This is a genomic window from Bradyrhizobium sp. ORS 111 (assembly GCF_045571485.1).
Taxonomy (GTDB): domain Bacteria; phylum Pseudomonadota; class Alphaproteobacteria; order Rhizobiales; family Xanthobacteraceae; genus Bradyrhizobium.
In genome coordinates this window covers 3,080,782-3,095,487 of the sequence record NZ_CP120701.1, presented here as the reverse complement: position 1 = coordinate 3,095,487, position 14,706 = coordinate 3,080,782, and the positions used below count along the sequence as shown (strand labels likewise).

The 14,706-nt window shown below is 64.4% G+C and carries 11 protein-coding genes and 1 riboswitch; of the genes, 7 read left to right on the top strand and 4 right to left on the bottom strand.

All coding sequences use genetic code 11. From position 1 onward, the window contains the following. Positions 1 to 19 precede the first annotated feature (19 nt). Positions 20 to 1,210, top strand: a complete 1,191-nt coding sequence (locus tag P6U30_RS14110) for an acetate/propionate family kinase (protein WP_407169600.1) — start codon at positions 20 to 22, stop codon at positions 1,208 to 1,210. Between the two features lie 114 nt (positions 1,211 to 1,324). Continuing rightward, positions 1,325 to 1,717, top strand: a complete 393-nt coding sequence (locus P6U30_RS14105; protein ID WP_407169599.1) for an NUDIX hydrolase — start codon at positions 1,325 to 1,327, stop codon at positions 1,715 to 1,717. A gap of 338 nt (positions 1,718 to 2,055) precedes the next feature. Here the strand turns inward: P6U30_RS14105 and P6U30_RS14100 are convergent, their stop codons facing one another. After that, positions 2,056 to 2,919, bottom strand: a complete 864-nt coding sequence (locus P6U30_RS14100) for a lytic transglycosylase domain-containing protein (protein WP_407169598.1) — start codon at positions 2,917 to 2,919, stop codon at positions 2,056 to 2,058. 311 nt (positions 2,920 to 3,230) lie between these two features. Here P6U30_RS14100 and P6U30_RS14095 point away from each other — a divergent pair, with 311 nt between their 5' ends. Further along, a complete protein-coding gene (locus tag P6U30_RS14095) occupies positions 3,231 to 4,202 on the top strand; it encodes a L,D-transpeptidase (protein WP_407169597.1) in 972 nt (323 codons plus the stop codon). Between the two features lie 356 nt (positions 4,203 to 4,558). On the opposite strand, the gene P6U30_RS14090 is transcribed toward P6U30_RS14095, so the two are convergent. Next, positions 4,559 to 4,855 carry a hypothetical protein gene (locus P6U30_RS14090; protein ID WP_407169596.1) on the bottom strand — a complete coding sequence of 99 codons (297 nt, stop codon included), beginning with the start codon at positions 4,853 to 4,855 and terminating at the stop codon, positions 4,559 to 4,561. Positions 4,856 to 5,411: 556 nt separating this feature from the next. Between P6U30_RS14090 and P6U30_RS14085 the strand changes: the two genes are divergently transcribed. Next, positions 5,412 to 6,740: a hypothetical protein gene (locus P6U30_RS14085; RefSeq protein WP_407169595.1), complete on the top strand. Its 1,329-nt coding sequence runs from the start codon at positions 5,412 to 5,414 to the stop codon at positions 6,738 to 6,740. A 223-nt stretch (positions 6,741 to 6,963) separates the two neighbouring features. Here the strand turns inward: P6U30_RS14085 and P6U30_RS14080 are convergent, their stop codons facing one another. Next, entirely contained in the window at positions 6,964 to 8,163 is a 1,200-nt protein-coding gene (locus tag P6U30_RS14080; RefSeq protein ID WP_407169594.1) for a TrmJ/YjtD family RNA methyltransferase, read from the bottom strand. A gap of 521 nt (positions 8,164 to 8,684) precedes the next feature. Here P6U30_RS14080 and P6U30_RS14075 point away from each other — a divergent pair. Then, the gene (locus P6U30_RS14075) at positions 8,685 to 9,899 is read left to right on the top strand and encodes an NADP-dependent isocitrate dehydrogenase (protein ID WP_407169593.1); all 1,215 of its coding nucleotides are present in this window, start codon (positions 8,685 to 8,687) and stop codon (positions 9,897 to 9,899) included. A gap of 38 nt (positions 9,900 to 9,937) precedes the next feature. After that, entirely contained in the window at positions 9,938 to 10,438 is a 501-nt protein-coding gene (locus tag P6U30_RS14070) for a DUF3455 domain-containing protein (RefSeq protein WP_407169592.1), read from the top strand. A gap of 15 nt (positions 10,439 to 10,453) precedes the next feature. Here the strand turns inward: P6U30_RS14070 and alaS are convergent, their stop codons facing one another. Further along, positions 10,454 to 13,126, bottom strand: coding sequence for an alanine--tRNA ligase (alaS, locus tag P6U30_RS14065; RefSeq protein ID WP_407169591.1), 2,673 nt, complete (start codon positions 13,124 to 13,126; stop codon positions 10,454 to 10,456). 200 nt (positions 13,127 to 13,326) lie between these two features. Then, a riboswitch (glycine riboswitch) is annotated at positions 13,327 to 13,414 on the top strand. Between the two features lie 142 nt (positions 13,415 to 13,556). Between alaS and gcvT the strand changes: the two genes are divergently transcribed. Further along, entirely contained in the window at positions 13,557 to 14,702 is a 1,146-nt protein-coding gene (gene gcvT / locus P6U30_RS14060; RefSeq protein ID WP_407169590.1) for a glycine cleavage system aminomethyltransferase GcvT, read from the top strand. Positions 14,703 to 14,706: the final 4 nt, after the last annotated feature.

The window sequence follows — 14,706 nt, the reverse complement described above, 5'->3', positions numbered from 1 at the left end:
AACGCGAAAGAGGCCGCCGATGTCCGATAGCGTCCTGGTGCTCAACGCCGGCTCCTCCAGCGTCAAGTTCGGCCTGTTCGACATCGGGCCGACCGAGCCGGAGCTCAAATGCAAGGGCCTGCTGGACGAGCAGGAGCAGGTCCCGCGCGTCGTGGTGAGCGATGCGTCGGGCCATCAGTTGTTCGAGAAGCGCCGTGCGAGCGGCGCGGCAAAGGACAACGATCTGTTCGCGGACATATTTGCCTGGATCGAGGACTATCTTGCGGGCGGCAGGCTCGCCGCGGTGGGCCATCGCATCGTCCATGGCGGGCGCGACTTTTCCGGCCCCGTCGTCGTCACCGAGCAAACTCTCGCCGCACTGGATGCGTTGACGCCGCTCGCGCCGCTGCACCAGCCGCGCTGCCTGGCGCCGATCCGCACCGTGCAATCGCTGCAACCGGAGCTGACGCAAATCGCCTGCTTCGACACGGCCTTCCATCACGGCCTGACGCCACCGGCAAGCCGCTTTGCCATCCCGCGAAATTTTGAAGCGCGCGGCATCCGCCGCTACGGCTTTCACGGCCTGTCCTTCGAATATGTCGCGGGCCGCCTCGCCGCGATCGCGCCGCAATGGGCCGACAAGCGCGTCGTGGTGGCGCATCTCGGCAACGGTGCAAGCCTGTGCGCCCTGCATCGGGGCAAGAGCGTCGATACCACCATGGGCCTGACCCCGCTCGACGGTCTCGTGATGGGCACGCGCTGCGGCACGATTGACCCGGGCGTGCTGCTGTATCTGTTGCAGCAAGAGAAGATGTCGGCCGACGAGGTGCAGCATTTGCTGTACGAAAAATCCGGCCTGCTCGGCATATCCGGCATGTCGGCCGACATGCGCGCGCTGCTCGCGAGCCGGGAGGTCGCCGCACGCGAAGCCGTCGATCTCTTCACTTTCCGCATCGCAGCCGAGGTCGCCGTGATGGCGACCACGCTCGCCGGTCTCGATGGCCTGGTGTTCACCGGCGGCATCGGCGAGCATGCCGCCGAGATCAGGCAGCAGGTCTGCGAACGTCTCGCCTGGCTCGGCGTGCGCCTCGATGCCGCAGCCAACGCCAAGGCGCAGCCACGCGTCGCGGCAGCCGACAGCCGGGTGGACGTGCTCATTGTCCCCACCAGCGAAGAGACCAGCATGGCGCGGCACTGCGCGGCGCTGCTGCGTTCGCAAGCAACTCCGTAAAGATCCGGTACCGTGAGCGACCGTCAACCGGTAGTGGAACGATGCGCCGTTGAACTTGTCTACCCGAATAGACAAGTTAAACTGTCATCGATTCCTTTTAGATTTACTGCAGCAATGGCCAAGTCATCCAAGCTGGTTGCCGCCAAGCGCGGCAAGGTTCTTCTGGTCCGACGCCGATCCGACGGTTTGTGGATGTTCCCCGGCGGGCGCAGGCGCGCTCGCGAATCCGGAAAGGATTGTCTCAAGCGCGAGATCAAGGAGGAGCTGCCAAAGCTCAAGCTTGGCAGGCTCAGCCTCTGGAGGGAGGTGAAGGCAAGGAACAAGCGCTCCGGCCGCAAGATGAGCGACGCGATCTTCATCGCCAAGTACGCCAAGGGCAGGCTCGCCATTGGCGACAAGAAGGAGATCGACCGCGCGGTCTGGCAGAAGCCCCGCGGAGTCCGCCTGACGCCGACCTCACGCTATATCCGCGACCGTCTGTTTCCGAGGAAACGGCGCCGGGGATAGGCGATATCAGGGCATGATCAGTTTGGATCGAATTGGTGCAGCCGCGGGCTCGCTTCACCTCTCCCCGATGGGGAGAGGTCGATTTGCGTCAGCAAATCGGGTGAGGGGCCGCGGCGCTAACGAGAGACCGTAATCCCTCACCCGGCTCTGCGCCGTAGCCGAAGCAGCGCTTCGGCGTTCTCCTAAGGACGGCCGCCGAAGGCGGCCTATGCCTCTCCCAAGGGAGAGGTGAAGCACCGCCGCCGCTCCTGCATACGCTTGTCTCATTTGCTTGAGCGCCGTGGCAGCAGCAAGCTTCTGCATCGCGATCAACCCGAAGTCGGTCGCTCACCGATCCATCAGCTCGACGAACGCTCACGCGAGGCCAGGCGAATGGCACGGCCTTTCGCGGACTTTGCCTTGGCGTGTGCAACGACGACGCGGCGGCCCTTGCCAAGCCGGGCAGCCTCCGGTGTGGCTTTCTTGACCAGCATCGCGACCCGCTTGCGTACGCGGCTGGCGGCAAGCCTTGCCGCCAGTTCTGCCGACTCGGCCTTGCGGATGATCGTGGTCACGCCGGGCGCTGCCGATGCGGAGACAAAGGCGACGTCCTTCGCCTTGGACAAGCCGCCGACCCCTTCGCACGGCGCTTCGCGTGGTAGGTCGACGCGAATTGCAAGCCTGTCGGCGTCTTCGATCCAGTCTTCCGCCTTGGTTCCGGTGATGATGCGGACATAGTCGCGGGTCTCGCGCGGCAAGTCGCTCTGCTTGGCGAGCCACTTCTGGATGCGGCCGGCGCCGGCGTTGTAGGCGGCAGCCGCAAGACCGAGATTGCCGAAATCGTCGCGCAGCTTGCGCAACAGCTTTGCGGATGCGGGCAACGCCTTGAACGGATCGAAGGGATCGTCGAGGCCGACTTCCGCGGCCGTCTCCGGCATGAACTGCGCAACGCCCTTCGCGCCCGCGTGGCTGACTTCGTTCGAGCGGAAGCGGCTCTCCTGCCAGATCAGACGCGCAAAGAACGCGACGGGAATCTCGCTCGCCTCGGCGGCTTGATTGAGGGCGTCACAGAACGCATCGATCGCGGAAGCCTGAGGCTTGTCCTCGGTTTGCTGCGGCTGGTCCGCAGGTGTCGGCTTGTCAGGCTCGGCCGTCGCACTCGGCTTCTCGCTGGCGGCCGCGCTTTCGATGAAGCGGGCGGCAAACGGGACGACATCGGGCACCGAATGTTTTGAGACAGGCGAGGCTTGAGTTGTTGGGGCGTCACTTGGGACGGGGTTTGGCGAACGTTCGAAATCGAACATCAAGGCGAGAAACGCGGCAAGCACCGCGACGATGAATCGCATTTGCTTCGGAGAACCTCGATTGTGCTTGAGTTGCGCGCAAATGCACTTCCGATAACGACTTTTTAACGGGTCGATTGCGGCGAAGCTGCGATCTTGCTTGTTCCATTGCAGGATCTCCGTAGTTGCACGTGAAGGAACTTCGAAGCTCTCCGTAGCTTTACGGAAATGATCCACACGTGGGATGCACGATGTTTCGATCCCTTGCCATTGTCCTCCTGCTCGTGTCGGCCGGGCCAGCGCTTGCAGCGCAGCTCAATGCCGCCTCCATCAATGACGCCGCGCCGCCGGCGAAACCGCCGAGCCGCGATCAGATCAACGCGTCCGTTGCCAAGCTCGAAATTCTGCTCGATCGCGGGCATTTTTCCCCTGGCGAGATCGATGGCAAGCTTGGCGAGAATGCACAGAAGGCGCTTGTCGCCTTCGCCGAGGCGAATGGATCATCCTTCGACAAGTCAGTCACGACAGAGCTCTGGGACAAGCTTGCCGGTGCCAGCGATGGTCCTGCGATCGTCAACTACGAGATCGCCGAGGCGGACGTGAAAGGACCGTTCCTGAAGAAGCTGCCGGCAAAAATGGAGAACATGAAGAGCTTGCCGGCTCTGAACTATACCAGTCCACGTGAAGCGCTCGCCGAGAAATTCCACATGAGCGAGGCACTGCTTCAGGCGATCAATCCCGGCAAGAAGTTCGACAAGGCCGGCGAAACCATTGCGGTCGCGAACGTTCTCCAAACCGGACAGTCGACGCCGGTCGCACGTGTCGAGGTCGACAAGACGCGGCAGACGGTCAAGGCGTTCGACGCCAAGGGACAACTGCTCGTGTTCTATCCCGCGACGGTCGGCAGCGCGGAGAAGCCGACGCCGAGCGGTACGCTGAAGGTGACGGCGATCAACAAGAATCCGATCTATCGCTACAACCCGAAATACCGCTTCAAGGGCGTGAAATCGCGGAAGCCCTTCACCATCAGGCCCGGTCCGAACAATCCGGTCGGCTCGATGTGGATCAACCTTTCTGCCGAGGGCTATGGCATTCACGGCACGGCCGATCCCGGTAGGATCAGCAAGGCGGCCTCGCATGGCTGCGTGCGACTGACCAATTGGGATGCGCATGCGTTGGCTGCCGTCGTCAAGCGCGGCACGCCCGTGATCTTCCTGGATTAGTTCTGCGTCACAAACGCCATCTCCTCGTGGCAAGGAGGCGGAACGCGCGTATCAGGACGATGCCTCGCCTGGCAATGACGGCTGCGCCAACAACAACGCCGCCCGCTTGAAATACGTGCGAGCGGCGTTGGTTCTAGCCCCAGGAAGGTGATTGCAAAATCCCGGTATCCATAGGTCTACACACCCCTGCCCAAGGTTCATGTCCCAAATGGGCTATTTTCGGGATATTGCGACGCGGGACTGTCAGGCCCCAATCACCGTCACCTTTGCGGCACCTCGGGCCGGAAAAGCAGCCGATATGGCAGTGCAAGTGACCAGCTCACTCCGGTCACTTCGCTTCCTGCCCCAGCGGGCCGCTATTTCAGCGCGCTAAAGACCAGCCCCGACGCCGCAACCGCCCACAACGCAACGATACTCTCGCGCCAGACGAGCTGCTGACGCGCGTCGCGCCGGTCGTGAAATGCCAGCCAGTCGTGAACGAATCTCGGAGGGATATCGAACACCACCGAGCACTCGTCGCGATGATGCGCTTCGTGCTCGCAGTACATCGTCCTGGTGGCTGGCACGCCCAGCGGCTCGAGCTCGCAATGCCATGGCCAGGCATGCGCGCCATTCGCCCAGCGATTTTGAAAGGGGATGGCATGTGATTTCATGTCATCGCCCGCGGACCCGGGCGAGAGGCCCAGCGAGACGCCAATTCCGGAGCAGGCCGAACAGTCGGAGCGCGGTCACGGCTGCGAGCATCGCAGGGTGCGACAGATCAACCCGGCAGGCGCCCGTTTTCGCTGCGCCGTCTGATCAAGCGAGGGTGGAGCGAAATAAGCTCGGACAGCTCATGTCGCGAGAACGAGGCGTGCGCTCATAGGTTGTACCGTGTTCCTGCCGCCCACAAGTTCACCTAAAAGTGCATACAAACATGGAACACGCAACGCGCGAGTATCTGCCATGCGCATTCGAGGGGCGGGTTCCTTCGCTGCTTGCACATTTCAGGCGCGCTTTCGCGCTAAGGATGCCAACTGAAAAACGACAACCCTGATCCGGCGACTCATGGGGATGGATGTGCAGCGAACCAACGACAGGCGACGAGGCGGCCGACCTGGTTGAACAAACACTGCATGAGGCCAAAGCCAGCCTGTCGATCGAAGCAATCCGACGTACTCCATCCGCCACAGGAGCAGGAGCCGAAAGGAAGGAAAAGGAAGGACAAGCATGACCGCCCCCACCTTCAATGCGACCAACTTCGATCCGGCCGGCGACTCGTTCGAGCCGGGCGCCACCGTCCCGCTGCACTCCAGCGTCATCGGCGCGACCGCCAGCGACACTGCGACCGACGTCATCATCGTGCAGAGCGTTTACCTCGGCGACACGCTGATCGGCGCGCAGCAGGCCTATTACAACCAGAATGTCGCCGGCGCCGGCGGCACCCCGACCGATGTCCAGCGCGCCTTCGCGCTGCCGGCCGACGCGGAGCCTGGCCCCTATTCATTCTTCACCACCGTTGAAAACAGCGACTGGACCGCGTGCGGCAACACCGCGAACTTCAACGCCTCCGGCTCCGGCGGCGCGCACTTCACTGTCGCCGCCGCGACCGTCGCGCCGGTGCTGCTTAGGCCCGCGGTCCCCGGCACTGACCCGCTGGTGACCGGCTTCGTGCCGGATGACGGCACCGTGTTCCAGACCGTATTCCGCGACGACTTCGACGGACCCGCGCTCGACCGCAACGCCTGGTGGACCCGATATCACGACTATGGCGGCACTCTCGACCACTACGGCGACGAGTGTCAGCGCTACGACGACAACCATCAGATCGTGGACGGCTGCCTGCGCTTCACTGCGATCCCGCAGCAGCCGATCACGGAGGCGCACGCGCCGTCGCCACCTCCGGACAACTACACCTATCCGATCATGTCGTCGCAGATGGTCCGTTCGCGCATGACCTTCAAATTCGGCTACGTTGAGTGGCGGGTCCGCTGTCCGAAAGGACTCGGCATGTTCCCGGCGCTGTGGCTGTTGAAGGATGCCTTTATCGAAGGCCAGTGGCCGAACGAGATCGACGTGCTCGAGTCCGCCTATAACGGCGTGACTGAGACCGGCAACATGATCCACACCTGCAATATCCACAACGACTATGTGGCAGACCCGTGCTGGTACTATGAGGACGAATACCTCGACACCGAGTACGGCGGGGTGTGGAAGCCGTGGGACTATGTCGGCTCGGGCGATCCGAACGGCTTCATCAACGACGACTTCCACATCTACAGTCTGTACTGGGTCGACGACCAGCCTAATGGCCAGCCCGGCATGATTACCTGCTATATCGACGGCACCCCGATCGGGTCCCGCGAGTTCAGGAACTTCAATCAGGACGGCTCCGACAGCGGGCCGATGTCCGTGATCATGAACCTCGCCAGCGGCGGCAGCTGGGCTTGCTACAACTTCACCACGCCGATGGACCGGACCGGCCAGGTGATGGACATCGATTACGTGAAGGTGCTGCAGGACGTCGACAACATTCAGACGGATGTGTCGGCGGTCTGATCAACGCTCGCACGTTGCAACAAATCTCGGTGTCGTCCCCGCGAAAGCAGGGACCCATAACCATCAATGTCGATTGTTGCGCGGCGCCGGAACGACGAATCCCAATCACAACGCAAGCCGCGGAGTATGGGTCCCTACTTTCGTATGCTTTCGCAGGGACGACGTGTCGAGAAAGCCGCGCCCCGAACGCATTCCTACCAGGCAGGCCGAATGCGGCGAAAGCTCACCGCCCCTGCCGAACACTTCCCTCCAGCCGCGCCAGCTCGCCGTCGAGATCGCGCTCGACATCGGCGACCTGCATATCCACCACTCGATAATCTCGCGCCTCGAGCCAGGCGCGGCGCTTGGCGCGGTCGGCGGCGATCGTCTCGCTCTCATTCGGGTTCACCAGCTCGATCGCGATCCGGTGCGTGAAGGAGACGAAATCAGGAATATGGCGGCCGACCGGGGTCTGCCGCTTGAACCGGCCGGCAAAGCGGCGGTCCCGCGTCAATGCCTGCCACAGGATCCGCTCGGCGTCGGTCGGGTTGCGGCGGAGCAGCCGCGCCAGGCCGCGGACGGTGCTGCTATTGTCGGCGGTCGCGCCGCCCTGCCCCTGCTCGGCGAGCAGCGCGCGGAGCCGAGTGGCCTGGGCGCCGTCGAGCACGCCGCCTTTAGCCGGGCCCTTGCGCCCCTCGGCGATCGCCATCACCACCCCGTGCAGCGTGTGCATGTCCTGCTTGGTCGGGTCCATCCGGGTGAAGATGTTGCGCAGATTGACCAGCATGGTGTCGCGCTTCTCGGCCGGGCGCAGGAACTCGACCTTGTCGAGCTCGGCGACCAGATTGTCGAAGAAGGCCTGGATCTGGTGCTGGGATGCCGGCTCGGACCGCTCAGGCATCGCGAACGGCAGCGCGCCCCCGATCGAGAGCTTGAACCATTCATAGCCCATCAGCAGCACCGCCTGCGCCAGGTTGAGCGAGGCAAAACCCGGATTGACCGGGAATGTGATGATGCGGTTGGCGAGCGCGACCTCCTCGTTGGTGAGGCCCGATCGCTCGCGCCCGAACAGGATGCCGGCGCCGCCGCCGTGGGCGACATGGCCGACGATCTCGCGCGCCGCACCTTCCGGCCCGACCACCGGCTTGGCCTGGTCGTGGGCTCGCGCTGTGGTCGCGAACACGAGCGTGAGGTCGGCGATCGCCTGCTCGACGGAATCGAACAGCTCGACGTGACCGATGATGTGGTCGGCGCCGGCGGCGGCGCGCTGGGCGGCGATGTTCGGCCAGCCGTCACGCGGCTTGACGAGACGAAGCCTGGTCAGCGCGAAGTTGCCCATCGCGCGCGCGGCCATGCCGATGTTCTCGCCGAGCTGCGGCTCGACCAGAATGACGACGGGACCGGCAAGGTCGTGCCCTGCCTTGGTCTTGTCGGTGCCGGACATCTCACTTCACTTTCTGATTCAACGTCTGAAGATTTTGAATCAGTTTCCGAACAGGCTGATTCAACTCCTTACGTCGAGGCCGCGGACCGGCTTCGCACCGGTTTCGCCCAAGACCGTTTTCTCCAGGGAGATAACAGGGTTAGCGGCGTTTGCGAATCCTCAATCGGAATTCCGGCGCCGCCGCCGCGGGCTGCGCCCTGCGCGCCCTTCGTCCTCGAAGGGGCTATCAACCACAATCAAAGCGAAGCTGTAAAGCCGCGCTTGAGACGCCACTTTAACGGCGTGACGCAAGATGAGAAACGAATGCGGGGCAGATGGACGCCGGCTGGGCGCTGACCACCGAGCTGGTCATGACGTGATACGTCGTCGCGGGCACCGCTACGCAGGCAGCATTTTAGGCCAAAAGATGGGCTTAAACTGCATAACCGGTCCGCTTCCGCCCGCCCCCGGGCGGTGCTATAGCGCAGGCGTATTCCAACCCGCCGTCAAAAGCGCGCTGTTCCCAAGAGGGCCTCTCCGTCATGGCAAAAATTAAGGTGTCCAACCCCGTCGTCGAACTCGATGGCGACGAGATGACCCGGATCATCTGGCAGTACATCAAGGACAAGCTGATCAACCCGTTCCTGGATGTCGACCTGCTCTATTACGACCTCGGGATGGAACACCGCGACGCCACCAATGACCAGGTGACCATCGATGCCGCCAACGCCATCAAGAAGGTCGGCGTCGGCGTCAAGTGCGCCACCATCACCCCCGACGAGGCACGGGTGAAGGAATTCGGCCTGAAGGAGATGTGGAAGTCGCCGAACGGCACCATCCGCAACATCCTCGGCGGCGTGATCTTCCGCGAGCCGATCATCTGCAAGAACGTGCCGCGCCTGGTTCCGGGCTGGACCAAGCCGATCATCATCGGCCGCCACGCCTACGGCGACCAGTACCGCGCCACCGACATCAAGTTCCCGGGCAAGGGCACGCTGACGCTGAAGTTCGTCGGCGAGGACGGCACCGTGATCGAGAAGGAAGTGTTCAAGACGCCGGGCGCCGGCGTCGCGATGGAGATGTACAATCTCGACGATTCCATCATCGACTTCGCGCGCGCCTCGTTCAACTACGGCCTGATGCGCAACTATCCGGTCTATCTGTCGACCAAGAACACGATTCTGAAGGTCTATGACGGCCGCTTCAAGGACATCTTCCAGGACGTGTTCGACCGCGAGTTCAAGAAGGAATTCGACGCCAAGGGCCTGACCTACGAGCATCGCCTGATCGACGACATGGTGGCCTCGGCGCTGAAGTGGTCCGGCGGCTATGTCTGGGCCTGCAAGAACTACGACGGCGACGTGCAGTCCGACACCGTGGCGCAGGGCTACGGCTCGCTCGGCCTGATGACCTCGGTGCTGCTCACCCCGGACGGCAAGACGGTGGAAGCCGAAGCCGCCCACGGCACGGTGACCCGCCACTACCGCGAGCACCAGAAGGGCAAGGAGACGTCGACCAACTCGATCGCGTCGATCTTCGCCTGGACCCGCGGCCTCGCTCACCGTGCCAAGCTCGACAACAACCCCGAGCTGGCGAAGTTCGCCTCGACCCTGGAGAAGGTCTGCGTCTCGACCGTCGAGGACGGCTACATGACCAAGGACCTCGCGCTGCTGGTCGGCGCCGACCAGCGCTGGCTGTCGACCACCGGATTCCTCGACAAGGTGTCCGACAACCTCGTGAAGGCGATGGCGGCCTGAGGGCTCCCGTTTCCGGACTGTTGGCGGCGAGCGTCATCATGGCCCTCTTCAAAGGCGCGACGCTCGCAACCTTCTTGCTGACCGGGTCGGCGGCGCTCGCCGCCGATCCCCTTCCCGCCGCCGTCGCGGCGCCGGGCGAGACCGCGGTGCTCACCGTCCACGCCGAGGGCGTGCAGGTTTACGAGTGCAAGCCGGTCACCGACGGCAAGCTCGCCTGGTCGTTCCGCGAGCCGATCGCGACCCTGATCGCCGACGGCCGCACCGTCGGCCGGCACTTTGCCGGGCCGAACTGGGAGCATGTCGACGGCAGCGCCGTGACCGCGCGCACCGCCGGCGACGCGCCCGGCGCCACCGCGTCCGACATCCCCTGGCTGAAGCTCGAGGTGATTTCCCGCCGCGGCGAAGGCGTGCTCACCGGCGTCACCACCGTGCAGCGGATCCACACGTCTGGCGGCCAGCTCAGCGGCGCCTGCGACAAGGCCGGCGCGCTGAAGAGCGCGCCGTACACCGCGGATTACGTGTTCCTGCGCAAAGGCTGAGCGCGGCCGGGCCCGTCAGGCGCCGGCCATCGCCTGCTCGATCGCGGTCAGCGCAGCGTTCGCCTTGGCGCCGTCGGGACCGCCGGCCTGCGCCATGTCGGGCCGGCCGCCGCCGCCCTTGCCGCCGAGGGCTTCGGAGCCCTTGCGCACCAGCTCGACCGCGTTGAAGCGCGAGGTGAGATCGGCGGTGACGCCGACCACGATACCGGCCTTGCCGTCCTCGGTGACGCCGACGATCGCAACCACGCCGGAGCCGATCTGCTTCTTGCCGTCGTCGACGAGGCTCTTGAGATCCTTGGTCTCAACGCCCTCGATCGCGCGCGCCAGCAGCTTGACGTTGCCGACCTCGCGGACGCCGGCGGCCGCGCCGTTCGACGCCGTGCCGCCGCCCATCGCGAGCTTCTTGCGCGCGTCGGACAGGTCGCGCTCGAGCTTCTTGCGCTCCTCCATCAGCGCCGCAATGCGCGCCGGCACGTCCTCGATGGTGGTGCGCAGTTCGAGCGCGGCGGTCTTGGCCAGCGCGATGGTGTCGTTGGCGTGCCTGCGCGCGTGGCGGCCAGTCAATGCCTCGATGCGACGCACGCCCGAGGCGACCGCGCTCTCGCTGGTCACCGAGATCAGGCCGATGTCGCCGGTACGACGCACATGGGTGCCGCCGCAGAGCTCGACCGACCAGCCGAGCGCGTTCTGGCCATGCTCGCGGGCGCTCTTGCCCATCGAGACGACACGGACCTCGTCGCCATACTTCTCGCCGAACAGCGCGCGGGCGCCGGCCTCGCGCGCGTCATCGACGGCCATGATGCGGGTGATGACCTCGTCATTCTCCAGCACGACGTCGTTGGCGATGTCCTCGACACGCGCAAGTTCCTCCGCCGTGATCGGCTTCGGATGCACGAAATCGAAGCGCAGCCGGTCGGGCGCAACCAGCGAGCCGCGCTGGGCGATGTGGTCGCCGAGCACCTGGCGCAGCGCCTCGTGCAACAGATGTGTCGCCGAGTGGTTGGCGCGGATCGCCGAACGCCTGGTGTGGTCGACCTCGAGCTGCAGCGCAGCGCCGACGTTCAGCGTGCCCTGCTCCACTGTGCCGAGATGCACGAACAGATCGCCGGCCTTCTTCTGCGTGTCGGTGACGCGGAAGGTGACGCCCTCGCCGCTCAGCACGCCGATGTCGCCGACCTGACCGCCGGACTCCGCGTAGAACGGGGTCTGGTTCAGCACGATCGCGCCGGCCTCGCCCGCCTTGAGGCTGTCGACCTCGGTGCCATCCTTGATGAGCGCGATCACCGCGCCCTCCGCGCTCTCGGTCTCGTAGCCGAGGAATTCGGTCGCGCCGAGCCTCTCGCGCAGCGGAAACCAAACGCTCTCGGTCGCCGCCTCGCCCGAGCCAGCCCAGGAGGCGCGTGCCTTCTCGCGCTGCCGGTTCATCGCATCGTCGAACGCCGCCTGGTCGACGCTGATGCCGCGCGACTTCAGCGCGTCCTGCGTCAGATCCAGCGGGAAACCATAGGTGTCGTAGAGGGTGAAGGCGGTATCGCCATCGAACATGTCCCCCTTCTTCAGCCCCGCGCTCTTCTCGTCGAGGATCGAGAGTCCCCGCGCCAGCGTCTTGCGGAAGCGAGTCTCTTCAAGCCGCAGCGTCTCTTCGATCAGGCTCTCCGCGCGCACCAAGTCCGGATAGGCCTGGCCCATCTCGCGGACCAAGGCCCACACCAGACGATGCATCAGCGGCTCCTGCGCGCCCAAGAGCTGCGCATGCCGCATCGCGCGGCGCATGATCCGGCGCAGCACATAGCCGCGGCCCTCGTTCGACGGCAGCACGCCGTCGGCGACCAGGAACGCCGACGAACGCAGATGGTCAGCGATCACCCGGTACGAGGCGACGGTCTGCTCGGTCGGTCCATGCCCGAGCGCGGACGCGGTGGCATCGATCAGATGGCGGAACAGGTCGGTCTCGAACACGCTGTCGACGCCCTGCAGGATGCAGGCCATGCGCTCCAGCCCCATGCCGGTGTCGATCGAGGGACGCGGCAGCGCCACGCGCTCCTCCTTCGTCACCTGCTCATACTGCATGAAGACCAGGTTCCAGAACTCGAGGAAGCGATCGCCGTCCTCCTCCGGGCTGCCGGGAGGCCCGCCCCAGATGTGCTCACCGCGATCGATGAAGATCTCCGAGCACGGACCGCACGGGCCGGTATCGCCCATCGCCCAGAAATTATCCGAGGTCGCGATGCGAATGATGCGGTCATCCGAGAAGCCTGCAATCTTCTTCCAATGGCCTGCCGCCTCGTCGTCGGTGTGATAGACGGTAACGAGCAGCTTGTCCTTCTTCAGCCCGAACTCCTTAGTGATCAAGTTCCAGGCAAGCTCGATCGCGCGCTCCTTGAAGTAGTCGCCGAACGAGAAGTTGCCGAGCATCTCGAAGAAGGTCAGATGGCGCGCGGTGTAGCCGACGTTGTCGAGGTCGTTGTGCTTGCCGCCGGCGCGCACGCATTTCTGCGAGGTTGTGGCGCGCTGGTAGGACCGCTTCTCGACACCGGTGAAGACGTTCTTGAACTGCACCATGCCGGCATTGGTGAACATCAAGGTCGGGTCGTTGCGCGGAACCAGCGGCGACGACGCCACGATCTCGTGACCGTTCTCCTTGAAGAAATTCAGAAATGTCGCCCTGATGTCGTTGACGCTGCTCATGTTCATCCAATCGGAAAATGGGCCGGCCAGGCGCAAAATAACGTCAATTTCCGGCCGAACGCTTTTAGACATTGCCAGCCGCGGTGTCCAGAAACTGTGCAGGCGGATCATGGGCTTGCCGCAGGAGCACAAAGCCCGTTGATAGCAGCTTGGGCCGCGTTGACAGCCTTGGCGAAGGCGTGGTTCTGTCCTACCTATTGTTAAGTCACGTCGGGAGAGACCGGCCTTGCCGGCGCCGAAGGAGCAACCGCCCCGGAAACTCTCAGGCAAAAGGACCGCGTGACGTCTGACATCTGGAAAGAGGCGTTGACGGGCTTGGCCCCGATGCGTCCGCCGACGGGATAATACTCTCAGGCAAAGCGACAGATGGGGCTTTCTGCAGGTTTCTCAAGGGGAATGGGTCCCCGGCGGGAACCGCAAGGGCCCTGTGATGCTTGCAACCGATCATTCCCCGCTGAAGCAGACCCCGTTGCACGCGCTGCACCTCGCGCGTGGGGCCAAGATGGTGCCGTTCGCTGGTTACGACATGCCGGTGCAATACGCGGCCGGCGTCCTGAAAGAACACCTGCACACCCGCAGCCAGGCGGGCCTGTTCGACGTCTCCCATATGGGCCAGCTCGCACTGAAGCCCAAATCCGGCAAGGTTGCCGACGCGGCGCTGGCGCTGGAGAAGCTGGTGCCGCAGGACATCCTGGGCATTGCGCCCGGACGGCAGCGCTACGCGCAGTTCACCAACGATGACGGCGGCCTGCTCGACGACCTCATGGTCGCGAATTTCGGCGATCATCTGTTCCTGGTGGTCAACGCCGCGTGCAAGACCGAGGACGAGGCGCATCTCCGCGCACACCTTTCCGATAGCTGCGAGATCATCTCGCTCGCCGATCGCGCGCTGATCGCGCTGCAGGGCCCGAACGCCGAATCGGCGCTGGCGAAGTTTTGCGCGGATGTCGGCTCGATGAAGTTCATGGACGCCGGACCGCGTCGCGTCAGTGATATCGACTGCTTTGTCTCACGCTCCGGCTACACCGGCGAAGACGGCTTTGAGATCTCCGTGCCCGCCGACAAGGCCGAGGCGCTGGTCGCCGCGCTGCTCGACAATCCCGAGGTGCTGCCGATCGGGCTCGGGGCGCGCGACAGTTTGCGGCTCGAGGCCGGGCTCTGCCTCTATGGTCATGACATCGATACCACGACGACGCCGGTCGAGGGCGCACTGGAATGGTCGGTGCAGAAGGTTCGCCGAAGCGGCGGCGCCCGCGCCGGCGGCTTTCCGGGCGCGGACAAGGTCCTCGCGCAGTTCGCGCAGGGCGCATCGCGTCGCCGCGTCGGCCTCAAGCCGGACGGCCGCGCGCCGGTGCGCGAGGGCGCTGTACTGTTTGGCGACGCCGGCTCAGGCGAGCCCATCGGCAAGGTGACCTCGGGCGGCTTCGGCCCGAGTCTCAATGCGCCCGTTGCGATGGGCTACCTGCCCACCGCCCTTTCCGCCATCGGCACCACCGTTTTCGCCGAAGTGCGCGGCCAGCGGCTGCCGCTCAAGGTCGCCGCAACGCCCTTCGTCCCCAACACCTATAAACGCTAGAGGA